The sequence below is a fragment of the Halomonas sp. S3-1-1 genome (assembly GCF_023757625.1).
Taxonomy (GTDB): domain Bacteria; phylum Pseudomonadota; class Gammaproteobacteria; order Pseudomonadales; family Halomonadaceae; genus Vreelandella.
In genome coordinates this window covers 860,983-876,240 of sequence record NZ_JALGBZ010000002.1, presented here as the reverse complement: position 1 = coordinate 876,240, position 15,258 = coordinate 860,983, and the positions used below count along the sequence as shown (strand labels likewise).

Here is a 15,258-nt window from a genome sequence, read left to right as displayed (position 1 = left end):
GGGTTACAATCGAAGAACAGTCCTGGATTAGGAGCACGTCGATGCAAGTGAACATTACCGGTCATCACCTGGAACTGACAGACGCCCTGCGTGACTACGTCAACGAGAAACTCGAGCGTATAGAACGCCATTACGGCAACATCACCACCGTGCAGGTGACGCTGTCGATCGAAAAGGAGCGCCAGCAAGCCGCCTGTACGCTGCACGCTTCCGGCGCCGACGTACACGCCGAAGCCGAGGACAGCGACATGTATGCCGCCATCGACGCCCTGGCCGACAAGCTCGACCGCCAACTGGTAAAACACAAGGAAAAAGCACAGGCCCGCGCCCAGGGCGCTGGCGTGCGTTAATTCAATGACCCTGGAAACCATACTCCCCCCGGAGCGCGTGCTGTTCGGCGTCCCCGGGGGCAGCAAAAAGCGTGTGCTGGAGTTCTTCAGCACGTTCATCGCCCAAAACACACCGAGCCTGGATAGCCAGGAAGTCTTTAGCCGGCTGATTGGCCGCGAGCGCCTTGGCAGCACCGGCATCGGCAACGGGGTCGCGATTCCCCACGCCCGAAGCCCACACTGTAGCGCGCCGATTGCCGGCTTTTTAAAGCTCGCCGAGCCGGTGGATTTCGACGCCATCGACGGCGACCCGGTCGATCTGGTGTTCGTGCTGCTGGTACCGGAAGAGGCGGACGATACGCATCTGGCGCTTTTGGGCCAGGTCGCCACCATCATGAACGACGCCACGACCCGTGCGCAGTTTCGTAAGTGTGAAAGCCAGCGCGAGCTTTTAGAGCTGGTCACCGCCCGCATTCGCGAGCACGCATAGCGGTAACTGCGCCCTCGTTTTCCCGGCCTTTCAATCGAGCTTACGCCCGGCGTGCCGATTAGAGCGCTCACTGACCGAAGAGAGACATGATGCAACTTGTGATCATCAGCGGCCGCTCCGGGTCGGGGAAGTCCATTGCGCTGCAGGCGCTGGAAGATTTGGGCTACTACGCCATCGACAACCTGCCGGCGATGCTTTTGGGCTCGCTGGTCGAGGAGCTTGGCCAGCAGGGTGAGCGCACGCACCTGGCGGTGAGCATCGATGCGCGCAATCTGCCCACCGCGCTCGAGCGCTTTCCGGCGCTGCTTCAGGACATCAAAAGCGGCAGCACCCGCGTTCAGGTCATTTATCTGACCACCGATGCGCGCACGCTGCTCGAGCGCTACTCCGCTACCCGGCGGCGCCACCCGCTCACCCGCGACAGCGATATGACCCTGGAAGAGGCGATCTCCCAAGAGGAGCAGACGCTGTTCGGCATTCGCGAGCTGGCGGATCTGATGATCGACACGTCGCGGCTCACGGTGCACGATCTGCGCCGACGCATCACCGACCAGCTGGGGCACCAGCGCCAAAGCCAGCTTACGCTGACACTTGAGTCCTTTGGCTACAAACGCGGGGTGCCGCTGGACGCCGATATCGTCTTCGACATTCGCTGCCTGCCCAACCCCTACTGGGATCCAACGCTGCGCCCCCACACGGGTCGCGATAGCGAAATCATCGGTTTTCTGGAGACCTACCCAGTGGTCGGCGACATGCGCCAGGACATTCTCGACTGGCTCGAGAAGTGGCTGCCCGCCTACCAGAATAGCCAGCGCAGTTACATGACCGTCGCGGTCGGCTGCACCGGCGGCCAGCACCGCTCGGTCTATATGGTCGACCGGCTGGCCCAGGATCTGGCCGCCTCGCGCGGGGGCGTTCAGGTTCGCCACCGCGAGCTGGGGCTTCACTTTAGCCTGGACGACACGATGGATTCGCCCGCAGCCAATTGAGACCACCTCACCAACATCGCGCCAGGGCCGGACGCCAGGGCGAGAACAAGCAACAAATAGGGACACAGGTGCCAGAAAGACGTTTGACACTGACCAACCAGCGTGGCCTGCACGCCCGCGCCGCCACCAAACTCGTGACCTGCGCGCAGCGTTTCGAGTCGAAGGTGTACGTCTACCGGCAGACTCAGAAAGCCGACGCCGCCAATATCATGTCGCTTTTGATGCTGGCCGCGCCCTGCGGCACCGAGCTCGTTGTCGAAGCCACCGGTGACGACGCCGAGGCGGCGCTGGACGCCCTCCAGGCGCTGTTCGAGGCGCGCTTCGACGAAGACGCCTGATCCTTCCCTGGGCGCTACGCCTTTTCATCGATCGGTTCGCAGCGGCCGATGCTCATCTATCGGGCCCGATTATGCAGCTCATTCAAACCGGCAAGTACTCCCGGGTTTATTTCGACCCGGCCCGCGATCACTTCATCAAAACCTTTCACCCCAAAGCCTTCGACCGGCTGCGCTATTTAACGCGGGTTCGCCCCTACCCCGGCCACAACTTCGCCCTGGTAGCCGCGCGTCTTGAGGCGCTCGGTATCGCCACGCCGCGTATTGTCGAAGCCCGCTCCTACCGGCTGGTCACCGATAACGTTCACGGCGAGCCGCTCAGGGCCCACATTCTCGACTCCCCGAATCTCCAGGAACAGTATCTTGACGCGCTGGTCGCCTTCGATCGCGAGGGTATTCACTGTCGCGGCCTGCATACCGAGAATTTTTTGGTCCATGAGGGGCGCATGGTGGCCATCGACCTCGACGCCTATAAGCTGCCGCGCTGGCGGCGCTACCCCCGGCGGGAGTATCTGGACTGCCTGAGCCGCTCGCTCGCCGGGCCCGAGTACTTTTTGTTCGAGCGCCTGCTCGAGCGCCTGAACCTCGACGCACAGTATCGCCCCAAAAGCTGATTTGAAAGGACGCCCATAAAAAAACCCGCGACACCGCTCGGGCGGTCGCGGGCTATCATTGCCGGGTGTCTAGTCGCCGGCGACGGTCATGGCATCGACCAGCCAGCTGCCGGTGTAAATGCTACCTCGGGTGTCGATGTCGTCGCCCAGCGCCTGGAGGCCCTTGAACATCGTCATCAGGTTACCGGCGATGGTGAACTCCTCGACCGGATACTGAATCTGACCGTTCTCGACCCAAAAACCCGCGGCGCCGCGCGAATAGTCGCCGGTCACGCTGTTCACGCCCTGGCCCATCAGCTCGGTCACCAGCACGCCGCGCCCCATGCGCGAAAGCAGCGCCTCCAGGCTCTCCTGCGGTGCCTCGAGGCGAATATTGCGCGCCCCGCCAGCGTTGCCGGTGGTGGTCATACCCAGACGCCGCGCGCTGTAGGACGAGAGCATATAGCTTGCGATGCGCCCGTCTTCGATAAAGCGGTTGTGGCGGGTTTGCACGCCTTCACCATCAAAAGGCGAGCTTGCCATGGCGCCGACTTCCAGCGGGCGCTCCTCGAGGCTGAACCACTCGGGAAACAGCGGCTCACCGAGCTTGTCGCACAAAAAGGAGGCTTCGCGGTAGAGCGCGCCTCCGGCCAGCGCCCCCATCAAGTGGCCCACCAGCCCGGATGCCAGGGAAGGATCGAACAGCACCGGGAACGTGCCGGTGGGCGGGCGTTTGGCGCCAAGCCGGCGCAGGGTACGCCGGGCCGCTTCGCGCCCCACGCTTTGCGGGTCTCTCAGCGCGCGCGGGTCGCGGGCACTGGTGTAGTCATAGTCGCGCTGCATGCCGTGCTCATCCTGGGCGATCAGCATGCAGGAGAGCGAGTGGCTGCTGCCCTTTTGCGTGCCCACGAAGCCGTGGCTGTTGGCGTAAACCCGCACGCCCTCGCCGCTTGAAAGCGAAGCGCCTTCGGACTGATGAATACCGGCCACCTCGCTTCCGGCGCGCTCGCAGGCAAGCGCAAGCTCGGTGGCGCGCTCGGTATCCAGCGCCCAGGGGTGGTGCACGTCGAGATCCGGCAGGTGGGTGGCCATCAGCGAGGCCTCGGCGAGCCCCGCCGCCGGGTCCTCGCCGGTATAGCGCGCAATCGACAGCGCCTTCTCGACCGCCGCCTTGATCGAGGCGGAACTCGCGTCACTGGACGACGCGCTGCCCTTGCGGCTGCCGACGTAAAGCGTCACCGCGATGCCCTGATCGCGAGAAAGCTCGACGGTTTCGACCTCGCCTTGGCGCACGCTCACCGACAGCCCCTGGTCGACGCTGGCGCCAACCTCGGCCTGGTCGGCGCCCAGCTTTTTGGCCAGCGTCAAAGCCTCTTCGGCCCGCGCGACGAGCTCCTGCTGCTGCGCGGCCGCGTCGAATGCCTGTGCCATAACGTTCTCCTTATCGCCGCTGTCGCGGGCGGATCAATGTAAGGGTCGCAGCTGGTATACTAGCCGGCGACAAATCTATCAAGTGAGTGACGTATGCCTAAAAAACGCCCTGCGGTCGAGCCTTTCGAGGAGCTCGACGACGCCCCGGAGCGGCCCAGCAAATCCCAGCTCAAGCGCGAAATGCACGAGCTGCAGGCGCTGGGCGAAACGCTGATCGCGATGCGGCCCGCCGAGCGTGCGCGCTTTCCGCTTTCTGATGACATGCTCGCCGCCATCGATGAAACCTCGCGCATTCGCTCCCACGAAGGTCGCCGACGCCACATGCAGTACGTGGGCAAGCTGGTGCGCAAGGAAGACCTCGAGGCGATTCAGGCGGTATTCGACGCCATCGACGCGGAAAAAAATCAGCGCGATCACGCCTTTCACCGCCTCGAGAAGTGGCGCGACCGGCTGATCGACGAAGGCGACCCGGCGGTCGATGCTTTCATGGCAGAGCACCCCGCCGCGGATCGTCAGATCATTCGCCAGCTCGTTCGCAACGCCCGCAAGGAGCGTGAGCAGGAAAAGCCGCCGGTCAGCGCCCGCAAGCTCTTCAAACACCTTCGCGAAACGCTCGTTCTCTAATTCTATCTCACCACCGGGCGCGTCAGGACTGGGTGCCGCCCACGGTCAGCTCGTCGAGCTTGAGCGTGGGCTGGCCCACGCCCACCGGCACGCCCTGGCCTTCCTTGCCGCATACGCCGACGCCGGTATCCATCGCCATGTCGTGGCCGATCATCGACACCCGGCCCATCGCCTCGGGGCCGTTACCGATCAGCGTCGCACCCTTGACCGGCGCGGTCACCTTGCCGTCCTCGATCATGTAGGCCTCGCTTGCCGAGAACACGAACTTGCCTGAGGTGATATCTACCTGGCCGCCGCCAAAGCTCACCGCGTAGATGCCGCGATTGACGCTTTTGATGATCTCTTCCGGGTCGTCCTGGCCTGCCAGCATCACCGTATTGGTCATGCGCGGCATGGGCAGATGCGCAAACGACTCGCGCCGGGCGTTGCCGGTCGGCGCCATGCCCATCAGCCGCGCGTTGAGCTTGTCCTGCATGTAGCCGGTGAGAATACCGTCCTCGATCAGCGGCGTGTTCTGGCCGGGCGTGCCTTCGTCGTCGACGCTCAGCGAGCCGCGCCCGTCCATGATCGTCGCATCATCCACCACGGTCACGCCCTTGGCCGCCACGCGCTCGCCCATGCGCCCGGAAAACGCCGAGCTCCCCTTTCGGTTGAAGTCACCTTCCAGGCCGTGGCCGACGGCTTCGTGGAGCAAAATGCCCGGCCAGCCCGCGCCGAGCACCACCGGCATTTGGCCCGCCGGCGCGTCGATTGCCTCCAGGTTGACCAGCGCCTGGCGCACCGCTTCTTTGGCGTAAATCGCCGGCGCGCCCTGCTCTTTTAACGTAGCCATGGAGTAGCGCCCTCCGCCGCCGGCACCTCCGCGCTCGCGGCGCCCGTTTTTGGCGGCGATCACGCTGACGTTGAAGCGCACCAGCGGGCGAATGTCCGCGGCGAGCGTGCCGTCGCTTGCGCGCACCAGCACGACTTCATAGGTGCCGGAAAGCGAGGCGCTGACCTGGCTGACACTCGGGTCCGCCGCCCGCGCCACGCGGTCGGCCTCCATCAGCATGGCGACCTTCTCTTCGGCGCTAAGACCTGCCAGCGGATCGATCCCGGCGTAAAAATGCTCGGCGTGAGTGATTGCTACCGGCTGGCCGGCGCGCTTTTGACCGCTGCGCACGATGCCCGCCGCGGTACGCCCGGTATCCAGCAAGGCGCTTTCGTTAATCTGGTTGGAGTAGGCGAAGCCGGTCTTCTCGCCGGCCAAAGACCGTACGCCCACGCCGCCGTCGATGTTGTAGCTGGCCTCTTTTACGCGGCCATCTTCCAGCACCCAGCCCTCCTGCCAGGTGCGCTGAAAGTAGAGATCCGCGTAGTCGATGCCTGCGCCGAGCGCGACGTCGAGTCCGGTGTCCAGCGACTGTAAATCCAGCCCCCCGGGCGTCAACAGGATAGAGGCGGCAAAATCCAAATCACTCGTGTGTGCGGTCATTAGGGGCCTTTTAGCGTAACCCGCGGCGAGGTCCAGGGACCCTGCACGCGAAAATGTAAAGTGGTCGCTCGGTTCAGCGTCTCGCCAAACAGCTGGTCGGCAACGAACAGCGCCGCGCCCGCCACCGGCGCGCCCACCGCGAGCGCAGCGATGGGAAGCGTCTGGCTAACGGGCAGTGTGACGCCAAGCTGCTGGTCGAGTTCACGTTGGAGCAGGTTAACATGTCCATTGAATCTTAACGTGGCGGCCGGCGCCTCGATTTGCAAGGGCTCGCGAAGCGTCAAACGCCCGCCTGCCACCGTGGCGCTGCCGCTAATCTGATCAAACGCCATGCCTTCGCCGGTCACGTCGGTAAAATCGAGCCGTAGCCGCCGCAGCAGGTTGTCGAAATTCAAAAGCCCGACGAGTTTGGCCGAGGGCGAGTTCATCGACACGAAGCGGCCATCGCGAATATCGGTATCGAGCTCGCCGGTCGCGCGGGCCAGATCGACCTGCCAGGGAGCGCCGGGCCACTCGAGCGACGCGTTGGCGCGGGTCACGCGACTAGTCATCGGCACCGGCTGATCGAGTTCCTCGAGCGCGGTGCCAAGGTCCCCGCCGCGCACGGCGATGTCCGCTTGGGTCTGATGTTCCTGCCAGAAAAGCTCGCCGGTCAGCGACAGCTCGCCAAGCGTGAGCCCCACCGGCGACAGCGCAAAGCGCCGCGCTCCGGTTTGCCAGTAGGCGGTGAGAGGGCCGATGCGGTGATCGTTCAGGCTGATGCCGGCAAGCCTCAGGCGCCCGTTGGGCACTTCGGAAAGCCAAGCCGGCGCGCTGAACGCCTCGGGCTGCGAGGTCTCGACCGCCGCAAACCAAGAGTCCGGCGCCGAGACTGGTTCATCATCCTCGAGCGAAAGCCCCATCAGCCGATCGGCGTCGAGCGAGGCCACGGTAATCTCCAAAGGCCGCTCCAGCTCGGGCTGGTACGCCACCCGGCCGGAGACGATATCGCCGCCAACGCGAGCGTCGAGCGCTCGATCGGCCAGCCGCGCCGAGAGGCTCAGCGCCCCCACGCAGCGCTGATCGACACTCAGACACGGGGTATCGAACATCATACTCACCGGGGTATCGAAGCGGGGAATCTCCGGCGGTCCATCGCTTTGCCCACTGCCCTCGGTCAGCGGGGCGAGCGCACGCTGCCAGTCGAGCACGTCGAGCCGCGCAAGATCCGCCTCGAGCGTAAGCCCGTCGCCGGGACGCACCTCGGGCAGCGTCGCCGTGCGGCCAATGGCCACCGCCCCTTCGACGGCGTCGTTCAACAGCAGTCGGGCCTCGAGCACCTCGCCCAGCCGAGCGTGGAGCGCGCCATTCTCGACATCGCCTTCGACCTGGAGCGGCCAGGGCGTAGCGCGGGATTTGTTAAACGGTGAGGGCAAGCGGCTTTCGACGCCGATCAGATCGCTTTGAAACCCTAGCCACACGCTGGGCTCCAGACGGATGCGGCCGTTCCAGTCGGCGCGGCCATTCAAAAGCGCTCCGGCGCGCTCGCCATCCACCCCGGCCAAGGTGAAAAGCGCGGCGGTATCGACCGCGCCGCCAAGCGAAATACCGCTTTCCGGCACGTCGAAATCGGCGCGAACGGGCCCGTCGAGCAGCCGCCCTTGGGCGCTGCCCAGCAGCGCAAAGCGCTCGCCGCGCTGCTGCCAGTTAAGCTCGCCGCCGATGTCGGTCAGCGGGGCCTGTTCAAAAGCGGCGTGGCTTAGCCGCGAAAGCGATGGACGTGCATCGATGTCGAGCGCGAGCGTGTCGGGTTCGTCGAGCTCGAGGGTAAGCTGCAGGTCGCCATCGATTTCGCCGCTGGCGCGCACGTCGCTTAGAAAAGACGTGTCGACGTCCGGAATGGCCTGAATGAAATCGATCATCGAGGCCGCGCTGCTGGCGAGCTTGCCATCGACCGCCAACCGGTCATCTTTGAGCGTCACCTCGCCATCGCGTGCCTGAACCCCCAGGCTCTGGGCGCGGTCGACGCGAGCGCTGAGCGTCTGGCCTTTAAAGCTCAGCCGGCCGGCGGCGTCCTCGATCATCGGCCAGCCCTCACCGATCGGCAAGAAACCCTGCTCGATATCAAATGCCAGCGCCACGGTAGGTGGGTTGCCCGCGCGGTTTTCGCCGATGGGAAGCCCTAGGCGCAGGGAGCCGCTGGGCACGAACCCGCCCACGTCGTTTGAAAGCCACTCCAGAAGGCCCTCGTCCAGCGTTTTGACCGGCAGCCACTGGGGCAGCGGCGTGGCGATGGCGTCGACGTTGGCGAAATCGATGTTGAGGCCGAACTGCCCGCGGCCCTGGCCGTTAATCAAGCCAAAGCCTCCGGTGATCTCGGCGCCGTTCCAGTCGATATCGAGCTCGCGGCCGCTGACCATGGTGTTGGGGCCATCGTAGACCCACTCCACCACGCCCCGGGCGTGGCGAAGCGCCATGGGTTCGGCGAACACCTCGGGAAAATTGAGCTGGCTTTCGCCGTCGCTTGAGAACGTCACCCGGCCGCGCCGGTCCCGCGCCTGTACCCAGGCATCGAGCGGTCCACCCCCCGGCGCCTGCTGCCAGGGCTCGACGCTGACGTCGTTGAGCGCGACGTCTACGCCCCAGTGGCCGTCACGCTGACCGAGGGCAATCCCCTTCACCTGGCCGCTGGGCGATAGCGTTTGCAACACCCGGGTCAGCGACTCGGGCAAAAAGGCGTACTCGCGCCAGGCGGTCAGCGAGGCCAGTTCAAAAGCGCTGGTGCGCATAGCCCAGCGGCCGGGCTGGTGGGTGAAATACCAGTGGCGCGGCAGCGCCGGACCTTCGCTGACGTTGTCCGGCTGCGCCCACTCGACGCTTTTAGCGTCGCCGCTAAGCCAAGCCTCGCCGCCGTTGCCGTCGCGCTCCCACTCGCCGCTGGCCTGAATGTCGCGGAGCACGGCGAACTGCTCCTGCTGTCTGAGCGTCAGTTGGGGAATACCGACGCCGGCGCGCACCCGATCGAGACGTCCCCCGAACCACTCGCCCCAGAGCCGCACGGACCCGCCGGCCTGCTCGATGTAGGGCATGTGATCGGCACGAAACACGTCGCCGAGCGCCACCAGATGATCGAGCTGAAGCTCCAGCTGTACCGCGGCGGAGAAGTCGCTCGGCCCGCCGGGGCCTGGCTGCATTTCCGCCTGCACGATCAGCGCGGGCCGGGCGCTCTGGTCAGACGGCGTCTTCGCATCGAGAATATTGACCGTGCCCTCGAAGCGGGCGAGTTCCTCGCTACCGCCGAGCAGCAAACGCGGCGCGGCCAGTGTCAAGTTGTCATCGCGCCCGTGCAGGGTAAGCTGGCTATCGCGCAACCAAAGCCGCTGCTTGAGCACCAGCGCAGTCCAGCGATCGATCCGGTTGAGATCAACGTTGGGTTCCTGAGCGAACAACAGCGGAAGCGTTGCCGGGTCGGGCCATCCCCAGCTGCCATCATCGAGCTGATAGAGATGAGCGTCGAGTTCGCTTACCCGCACGTCGCTGAAAATCGGCGCCAACGCCTTGAGCGAGGCCCAGGTGTCAAGGCGCAGATAGGCACTCGGCAGCGTCAAAAGCGGCGCCTGATCGGTGCTGGCCGTAAGTCCTTCAAGGCGCAGCACCGGATCGTTTCGCTCGAGCGACAGCGCCAGATGCTCGATGGTCACCGGCGCGCCGATCTTTGCCTCGAGCAGGGATTCGATCGAAGGAATCAGGCTGTCGGCCTGGCTGAACAAAAGCCGCAGCACCAAAAGGGCTACGGCGATCAGGGCAAGGAGCGCGGCTACAAGCATCAGCAGCCCGCGTAGTAGATAAGCCACTGGCGTCATTACATCAGCACGATATCGTACTGTTCCTGGGAGTAGTGCTGCTCGACCTGAAAGCGGATGGTCTTGTCGATGAACGCCTCCAGGTCCGCGACCGCCGCGGACTCTTCGTCGAGCAGCCTATCGACCACCGGCTGGGAGGCCAGCACACGGTAGGTATCGGCGCTATAGGCGCGCTCTTCGCGCAGAATCTCGCGAAAGATTTCGTAGCAGACGGTTTCCGGCGTTTTCAGCGTGCCGCGCCCGCCGCAGGTCGAACACGCCTCACAAAGCGTCTGCTCGAGACTTTCACGGGTGCGCTTGCGAGTCAGCTGCACCAGCCCAAGCTCGGTCACGCCGGTGCACTTGGTCTTGGCGTTATCGCGCTCCAGCGCCTTCTCTAGCACCCTGAGGACCTGGCGCTGGTGCTCGACGTCCATCATGTCGATGAAATCGATGATGATGATGCCGCCCAGATTTCGAAGGCGCAGCTGGCGGGCGATGGCCGTGGCCGCCTCGAGGTTGGTCTTGAAGATGGTCTCTTCGAGGTTACGATGGCCCACGTAGCCGCCGGTGTTGACGTCGATGGTGGTCATCGCCTCGGTCGGGTCGATTACGAGATACCCGCCGGACTTGAGCTGCACCTTGCGCGCCAGCGCTTTTTGAATCTCGTCCTCGACGCTGTAAAGATCAAAAATCGGCCGCTCGCCTGGGTAGTACTCGATGCGATCCACCGCGTAGGGCATGAACTCTTCGGCGAACTCGACCAGCTTGACGAAGTTCTCTCGCGAGTCGATGCGCACCTTCTCGATGTCGTCGCGCATCACGTCGCGCAGAATACGCATGAATAGCGGCAGGTCGTCGTAAATGACGCTTGGCGGCGCGGCACTCACCTTGCGCTCGCTCACCTTGCGCCAGATGCGCAGCAGAAAGTACATGTCGCTTTCGAGCTCATCATCACCCACGCCTTCGGCGGCGGTGCGTACGATGAAGCCGCCGGTGATCTCGAGACTTTGCGCTTCGATGCTTTTGTCGAGCAGGGCCTTGAGCCGCTCACGCTCGCCTTCGTCCTCGATGCGCTGGGAGACGCCGTGGTGGGGCGAGTCCGGCATATAGACCAGATAGCGCGACGGAATGGAGAGATGCGTGGTCAACCGCGCGCCCTTGGTGCCGATCGGGTCCTTGGTGACCTGCACCACCAGCGCTTGGCCCTCGTGCAAAAGCGCGCCGATCGGCGGGTGAGGTTCGCCGGCGCTCGCCTCGGCCATGACTTCGTGGGCGTGAATGAAGGCGGCGCGCTCGAGGCCAATATCGACAAAGGCAGCCTGCATTCCAGGCAGAACACGCACCACCTTGCCTTTGTAGATATTGCCTACGATCCCGCGCCGACGCGAGCGCTCGATCAGCGCCTCCTGCAGCACGCCGTTTTCGACCAGCGCCACGCGGGTTTCCATGGGGGTCAAATTGATCAGGACTTCACCGCTCATGCGCTCTTCCTTATGGGCTCGCTGGCCTCAAGGGGGTTCCATGTCCCAACCACTTTACAGGCGAGCCGACCAAACGGACACACCCTGACGCGAAAGTAACGCCGCCGTCTCAAAAAGCGGAAGCCCGACCACCGCGGAGTGGCTGCCCCGAATTTCCTCGACAAATACGGCGGCCAAACCTTGAATCGCATAGCCCCCCGCCTTGTCCTGGGGCTCACCGGTCTCCCAATAGCGCGCGATTTCAGCATCACTGATCGCTCTCATGCGCACCTCGGTGGTGACTACCTCTGTGAGCGTACCCGCGGGGCCGATCACGGCGACCCCGGTCATGACCTGATGGGTGCGGCAGGAAAGTGCGGCGAGCATCTCGCGACCGTGAGCAGCGCTTTCAGGCTTACCCAGCACTCGGCCATCCAGCACCACGGCGGTGTCGGAGCCGAGCACGGCAAGCGAAGTCGCACCAGCGTATACCCGGGCCTTGGCGATGGCCAGCCGCTCGACGTAGTCGTGGGCCGACTCGTTTTTCAAAGGCGTTTCGTCGATGTGGCTGGCGCGTACCTCGACCGCCACGCCAATGGATTCCAAAAGCGCCTTGCGCCGGGGCGAGGCAGAGGCCAGGCACAGCGCTGGGATGTTGTGAGCACTGCCAACGCTCACGACGTGCCTCCATCCGCTCGGCGCTCGAGCGCGACGAGCATGGTGGCAAGCCAAGGCCACAGCACGCCGCTGATCAACGCCGAGATCAAAAACGTAAGGTGGATAGTAAAGTTGCCGTTGAGCACGCGAAGCCACTGCTCGATGAGCTGCACGAGTCCCAGCAGCACCAGCACCAGCACCGCCTGCTGAACCAGCGAGTAGGCGCGAAAGCGCGGATACACGAGAGCGGCCAGAAACGCGAGCGTGGTGTACACCAGCGCGTGCTGACCCAGCACGCTACCCTCGATCAGGTCCAGCATCAGCCCGATCACGAAGCCGTGCAGCACGCCCACGCGGTCCGGCACGCGCATGCACCAGTAGACCAGCATCAAACCGATCCAGTCCGGGCGAAACGCCTGCCAGCCGTCGGCCAGCGGCATGACCTGCAGGCAAAGCGAAAGCAGCAGACTTAGCCATACCACCACCAGCGGAATCACCGGCGCTCTAGCCATTGGGCACCTCCGAAGAAGCTGCCTCAATAAGGCGCTCTGAGGCGTGGATCGCCGCCGGCGAAATCGTCATCGAGGCGTCCCACAACAGTGACTCGTCCTCCTGCTCCAGCGGCGGCGGGAACAGCAGCAAGAAGTGGCGCGAGCGGGTCAGCTGCGCCGACGGTACCGCGCTCACCTGGGCAAAAGGCTGGCCCGGGTCGTGATAGACCTCGGTAACTCGCGCCACCGGGTAGCCCGGCGGAAAGCGCCCGGCAAGCCCGGAGGTGGTCAAGAGATCGCCTTCACGGATATCGGCGGTATCCGGCACGTGAAGCACGCTGACACTGTCGTAGCGCCCGGTACCCTGCACGATGAAGCGCAGCCCGTTACGATTCACCTGCACCGGCAAGGCGTGGCTGGCATCGGCCAGCAGCAGCACCCGGCTGGAATAAGCCGAGACCGCCGTGACCTGGCCGACCAGGCCGAAGGCATCGATCACCGGCTGGCCGACGTAGGCGCCGTTGCGGTGGCCGCGGTCGATGACCATTTGGTGGCTGAACGGGTCGTTATCGAGCGACAAGAGCTCCGCCGACATGTAGGGAATGTCGGTACGTTCGGCGGCGCTCAAAAGCTCGCGCAGCTCGGCGTTTTCGGAGGTCAGGTTGGCCAAGCGCTGGCCGCGGTGGGAAAGCGTCAGAATCTGCTCGCGAAGAAGGCGGTTTTCATCCACCAGCGCCTGCTGGTCGGAAAGCACCAGGGAACCCCAGTTCAGCAGGTCGCTTGGAAGGCTAACGACCCACTGAACCGGCGCCACGACCATGGTGAGCTGAGCGCGCACGTCTTCCATGCGTGTAAAGCGCTGGTCGACAAACATCAAAGCACTTGCCGCCAGCACGCAAAAGAAGAACCGGTAGCCCGGAATGGGGCCGTGCGAAAATAGCGGTTTAATAGGCAACCCCTCGCAGTAAACCGCTGGAATCAGTCGCTCGAGAGCAGCTCAAAAGTATGCTGATCGATCATTTCCAGCGCTTTACCACCGCCGCGCGCCACGCAAGTCAGCGGGTCTTCAGCGACGATGACGGGAAGGCCCGTCTCTTCGGCGATCAGCTTGTCCAGATCGCGCAAGAGTGCCCCACCGCCGGTCAACACCAGACCGCGCTCGGCGATGTCCGAGGCAAGCTCCGGCGGCGACTGCTCGAGCGCGCTTTTGACCGCGGCAACGATCGAGCCCAGCGTCTCCTGCAGCGCCTCGAGAATCTCGTGGGAGTTGAGCGTGAAGCTTCGCGGAATACCCTCGGCCAGGTTGCGCCCGCGAACGTCGATCTCGCGCAGCTCACCGCCGGGGTAGGCGCAGCCGATCTCTTCCTTGATACGCTCGGCGGTGGCTTCACCGATTAGGCTGCCGTAGTGGCGGCGCACGTACGCGGTGATCGCCTCGTCGAAACGGTCACCGCCCACGCGGATGGACTCCGAATACACCACGCCGTTGAGCGAGATGATCGCGATTTCAGTGGTACCACCGCCGATATCGACGACCATCGAGCCTTGCGCTTCCTCGACGGGAAGCCCGGCGCCGATCGCGGCGGCCATCGGCTCTTCGATCAGAAATACTTCGCGGGCGCCCGCGCCTTCGGCGGATTCACGAATGGCGCGGCGCTCGACCTGGGTCGACATGCACGGCACGCACACGAGAACGCGGGGGCTGGGAGTCAAAAAGGTGCTTTGATGCACTTTACGAATGAAGTGCTGGAGCATCTGCTCGGTCACGGTGAAGTCGGCGATGACGCCGTCCTTCATCGGACGGATCGCAGTGATGTTGCCCGGCGTGCGGCCCAGCATTCGTTTGGCATCGGCGCCGACGGAGGCGACGCTTCGCATATTGCCCGATTGGCGAATGGCGACAACGGAAGGCTCGTCCAGGACGATGCCACGACCGCGTACATAAATCAGTGTGTTGGCCGTACCCAGATCGATCGACAGATCGCTGGAAAACAGCCCCCTCAAGCGTTTGAACATGGATGTTGTTACCTAGTGCAGACCGGGAACCCTGTGCGGATGCAAACGGTATCACCGCAACCCCTTGGCAGCAAGCACGAGTCGCTCCCCTGCCCGTTGTGCGGATTGTGTGGTACCTTTTGCGGCTATTTTATAGGCGTCGTCGATCGCGCTTTGCTGACCGACGACGTCCTGTTGACCGTACGTATACCGCCCAACGCGAAATACGTTCCATTACGTTTGTGAGGAAACCGCGATCATGGCACTTGAAGAATCTCACGTGCGCCGGGCCGCGCACTTGGCGCGGCTGGCGATCAGCGACGACCAGGCCGGCCGTTTTGTGGACGATCTCAGCCAAATTCTGGACATGGTCGACCAGCTTCAGCAGGTGAATACCGACGGCGTCGCCCCACTCGCGCATCCGCTCGACGCCACCCAGCGCCTGCGCGCCGACGAGGTCACCGATACCAATCAGCGCGACGAGTATCAGCGCTGCGCGCCGGCGGTGGAAGACGGCCTGTACCTGGTGCCCCGCGTGGTGGAATGAGGCCACCACTCCCGCCCTT

15 protein-coding genes are annotated in these 15,258 nt (G+C 64.1%); 7 read left to right on the top strand and 8 right to left on the bottom strand.

Annotated elements, in window-relative coordinates:
* Nucleotides 1-41: 41 nt before the first annotated feature.
* The 5 genes from hpf to MQW23_RS08920 all read left to right on the top strand — a co-directional run bounded on the left by hpf (nucleotide 42) and on the right by MQW23_RS08920 (nucleotide 2,757).
* On the top strand, nucleotides 42-350 hold the full coding sequence (gene hpf / locus MQW23_RS08940; RefSeq protein ID WP_252107512.1) for a ribosome hibernation-promoting factor, HPF/YfiA family: 309 nt from the start codon (nucleotides 42-44) through the stop codon (nucleotides 348-350).
* 4 nt (nucleotides 351-354) lie between these two features.
* Complete coding sequence (locus MQW23_RS08935; RefSeq protein WP_252107511.1) at nucleotides 355-819, top strand: PTS sugar transporter subunit IIA; 465 nt, start codon at nucleotides 355-357, stop codon at nucleotides 817-819.
* An 89-nt stretch (nucleotides 820-908) separates the two neighbouring features.
* Nucleotides 909-1,808: an RNase adapter RapZ gene (gene rapZ, locus MQW23_RS08930; protein ID WP_252107510.1), complete on the top strand. Its 900-nt coding sequence runs from the start codon at nucleotides 909-911 to the stop codon at nucleotides 1,806-1,808.
* 68 nt (nucleotides 1,809-1,876) lie between these two features.
* Entirely contained in the window at nucleotides 1,877-2,146 is a 270-nt protein-coding gene (locus MQW23_RS08925) for an HPr family phosphocarrier protein (RefSeq protein WP_252107509.1), read from the top strand.
* 71 nt (nucleotides 2,147-2,217) lie between these two features.
* The gene (locus MQW23_RS08920) at nucleotides 2,218-2,757 is read left to right on the top strand and encodes a BUD32 family EKC/KEOPS complex subunit (protein WP_252107508.1); all 540 of its coding nucleotides are present in this window, start codon (nucleotides 2,218-2,220) and stop codon (nucleotides 2,755-2,757) included.
* Nucleotides 2,758-2,826: 69 nt separating this feature from the next.
* Here MQW23_RS08920 and pmbA read toward each other — a convergent pair whose 3' ends face one another.
* Nucleotides 2,827-4,167 carry a metalloprotease PmbA gene (gene pmbA / locus MQW23_RS08915; protein ID WP_252107507.1) on the bottom strand — a complete coding sequence of 447 codons (1,341 nt, stop codon included), beginning with the start codon at nucleotides 4,165-4,167 and terminating at the stop codon, nucleotides 2,827-2,829.
* A 93-nt stretch (nucleotides 4,168-4,260) separates the two neighbouring features.
* On the opposite strand from pmbA, the gene yjgA reads away from it, so the two are divergent.
* Complete coding sequence (gene yjgA / locus MQW23_RS08910) at nucleotides 4,261-4,791, top strand: ribosome biogenesis factor YjgA (protein ID WP_252107506.1); 531 nt, start codon at nucleotides 4,261-4,263, stop codon at nucleotides 4,789-4,791.
* 22 nt (nucleotides 4,792-4,813) lie between these two features.
* Here yjgA and tldD read toward each other — a convergent pair whose 3' ends face one another.
* The 7 genes from tldD to MQW23_RS08875 are packed head-to-tail and all read right to left on the bottom strand — an operon-like array spanning nucleotide 4,814 to nucleotide 14,713.
* Complete coding sequence (gene tldD / locus MQW23_RS08905) at nucleotides 4,814-6,265, bottom strand: metalloprotease TldD (RefSeq protein ID WP_252107505.1); 1,452 nt, start codon at nucleotides 6,263-6,265, stop codon at nucleotides 4,814-4,816.
* Nucleotides 6,265-10,107 (bottom strand): YhdP family phospholipid transporter, encoded by a 3,843-nt coding sequence (locus MQW23_RS08900; RefSeq protein WP_252107504.1) that lies wholly within the window; start codon nucleotides 10,105-10,107, stop codon nucleotides 6,265-6,267. The genes tldD and MQW23_RS08900 overlap by 1 nt, the downstream gene beginning before the upstream one ends.
* On the bottom strand, nucleotides 10,107-11,570 hold the full coding sequence (gene rng / locus MQW23_RS08895) for a ribonuclease G (protein ID WP_252107503.1): 1,464 nt from the start codon (nucleotides 11,568-11,570) through the stop codon (nucleotides 10,107-10,109). Before rng ends, MQW23_RS08900 begins: the two co-directional genes overlap by 1 nt.
* A 54-nt stretch (nucleotides 11,571-11,624) precedes the next feature.
* Nucleotides 11,625-12,227, bottom strand: coding sequence for a Maf family protein (locus tag MQW23_RS08890; protein WP_319022798.1), 603 nt, complete (start codon nucleotides 12,225-12,227; stop codon nucleotides 11,625-11,627).
* A complete protein-coding gene (mreD, locus tag MQW23_RS08885; RefSeq protein ID WP_252107502.1) occupies nucleotides 12,224-12,718 on the bottom strand; it encodes a rod shape-determining protein MreD in 495 nt (164 codons plus the stop codon). The genes MQW23_RS08890 and mreD overlap by 4 nt, the downstream gene beginning before the upstream one ends.
* On the bottom strand, nucleotides 12,711-13,652 hold the full coding sequence (mreC, locus tag MQW23_RS08880) for a rod shape-determining protein MreC (protein WP_252107501.1): 942 nt from the start codon (nucleotides 13,650-13,652) through the stop codon (nucleotides 12,711-12,713). Before mreC ends, mreD begins: the two co-directional genes overlap by 8 nt.
* Nucleotides 13,653-13,675: 23 nt before the next feature.
* The gene (locus tag MQW23_RS08875; RefSeq protein ID WP_018915723.1) at nucleotides 13,676-14,713 is read right to left on the bottom strand and encodes a rod shape-determining protein; all 1,038 of its coding nucleotides are present in this window, start codon (nucleotides 14,711-14,713) and stop codon (nucleotides 13,676-13,678) included.
* A 238-nt stretch (nucleotides 14,714-14,951) separates the two neighbouring features.
* Here MQW23_RS08875 and gatC point away from each other — a divergent pair, with 238 nt between their 5' ends.
* Entirely contained in the window at nucleotides 14,952-15,239 is a 288-nt protein-coding gene (gene gatC / locus MQW23_RS08870) for an Asp-tRNA(Asn)/Glu-tRNA(Gln) amidotransferase subunit GatC (RefSeq protein ID WP_252107500.1), read from the top strand.
* Nucleotides 15,240-15,258 lie beyond the last annotated feature (19 nt).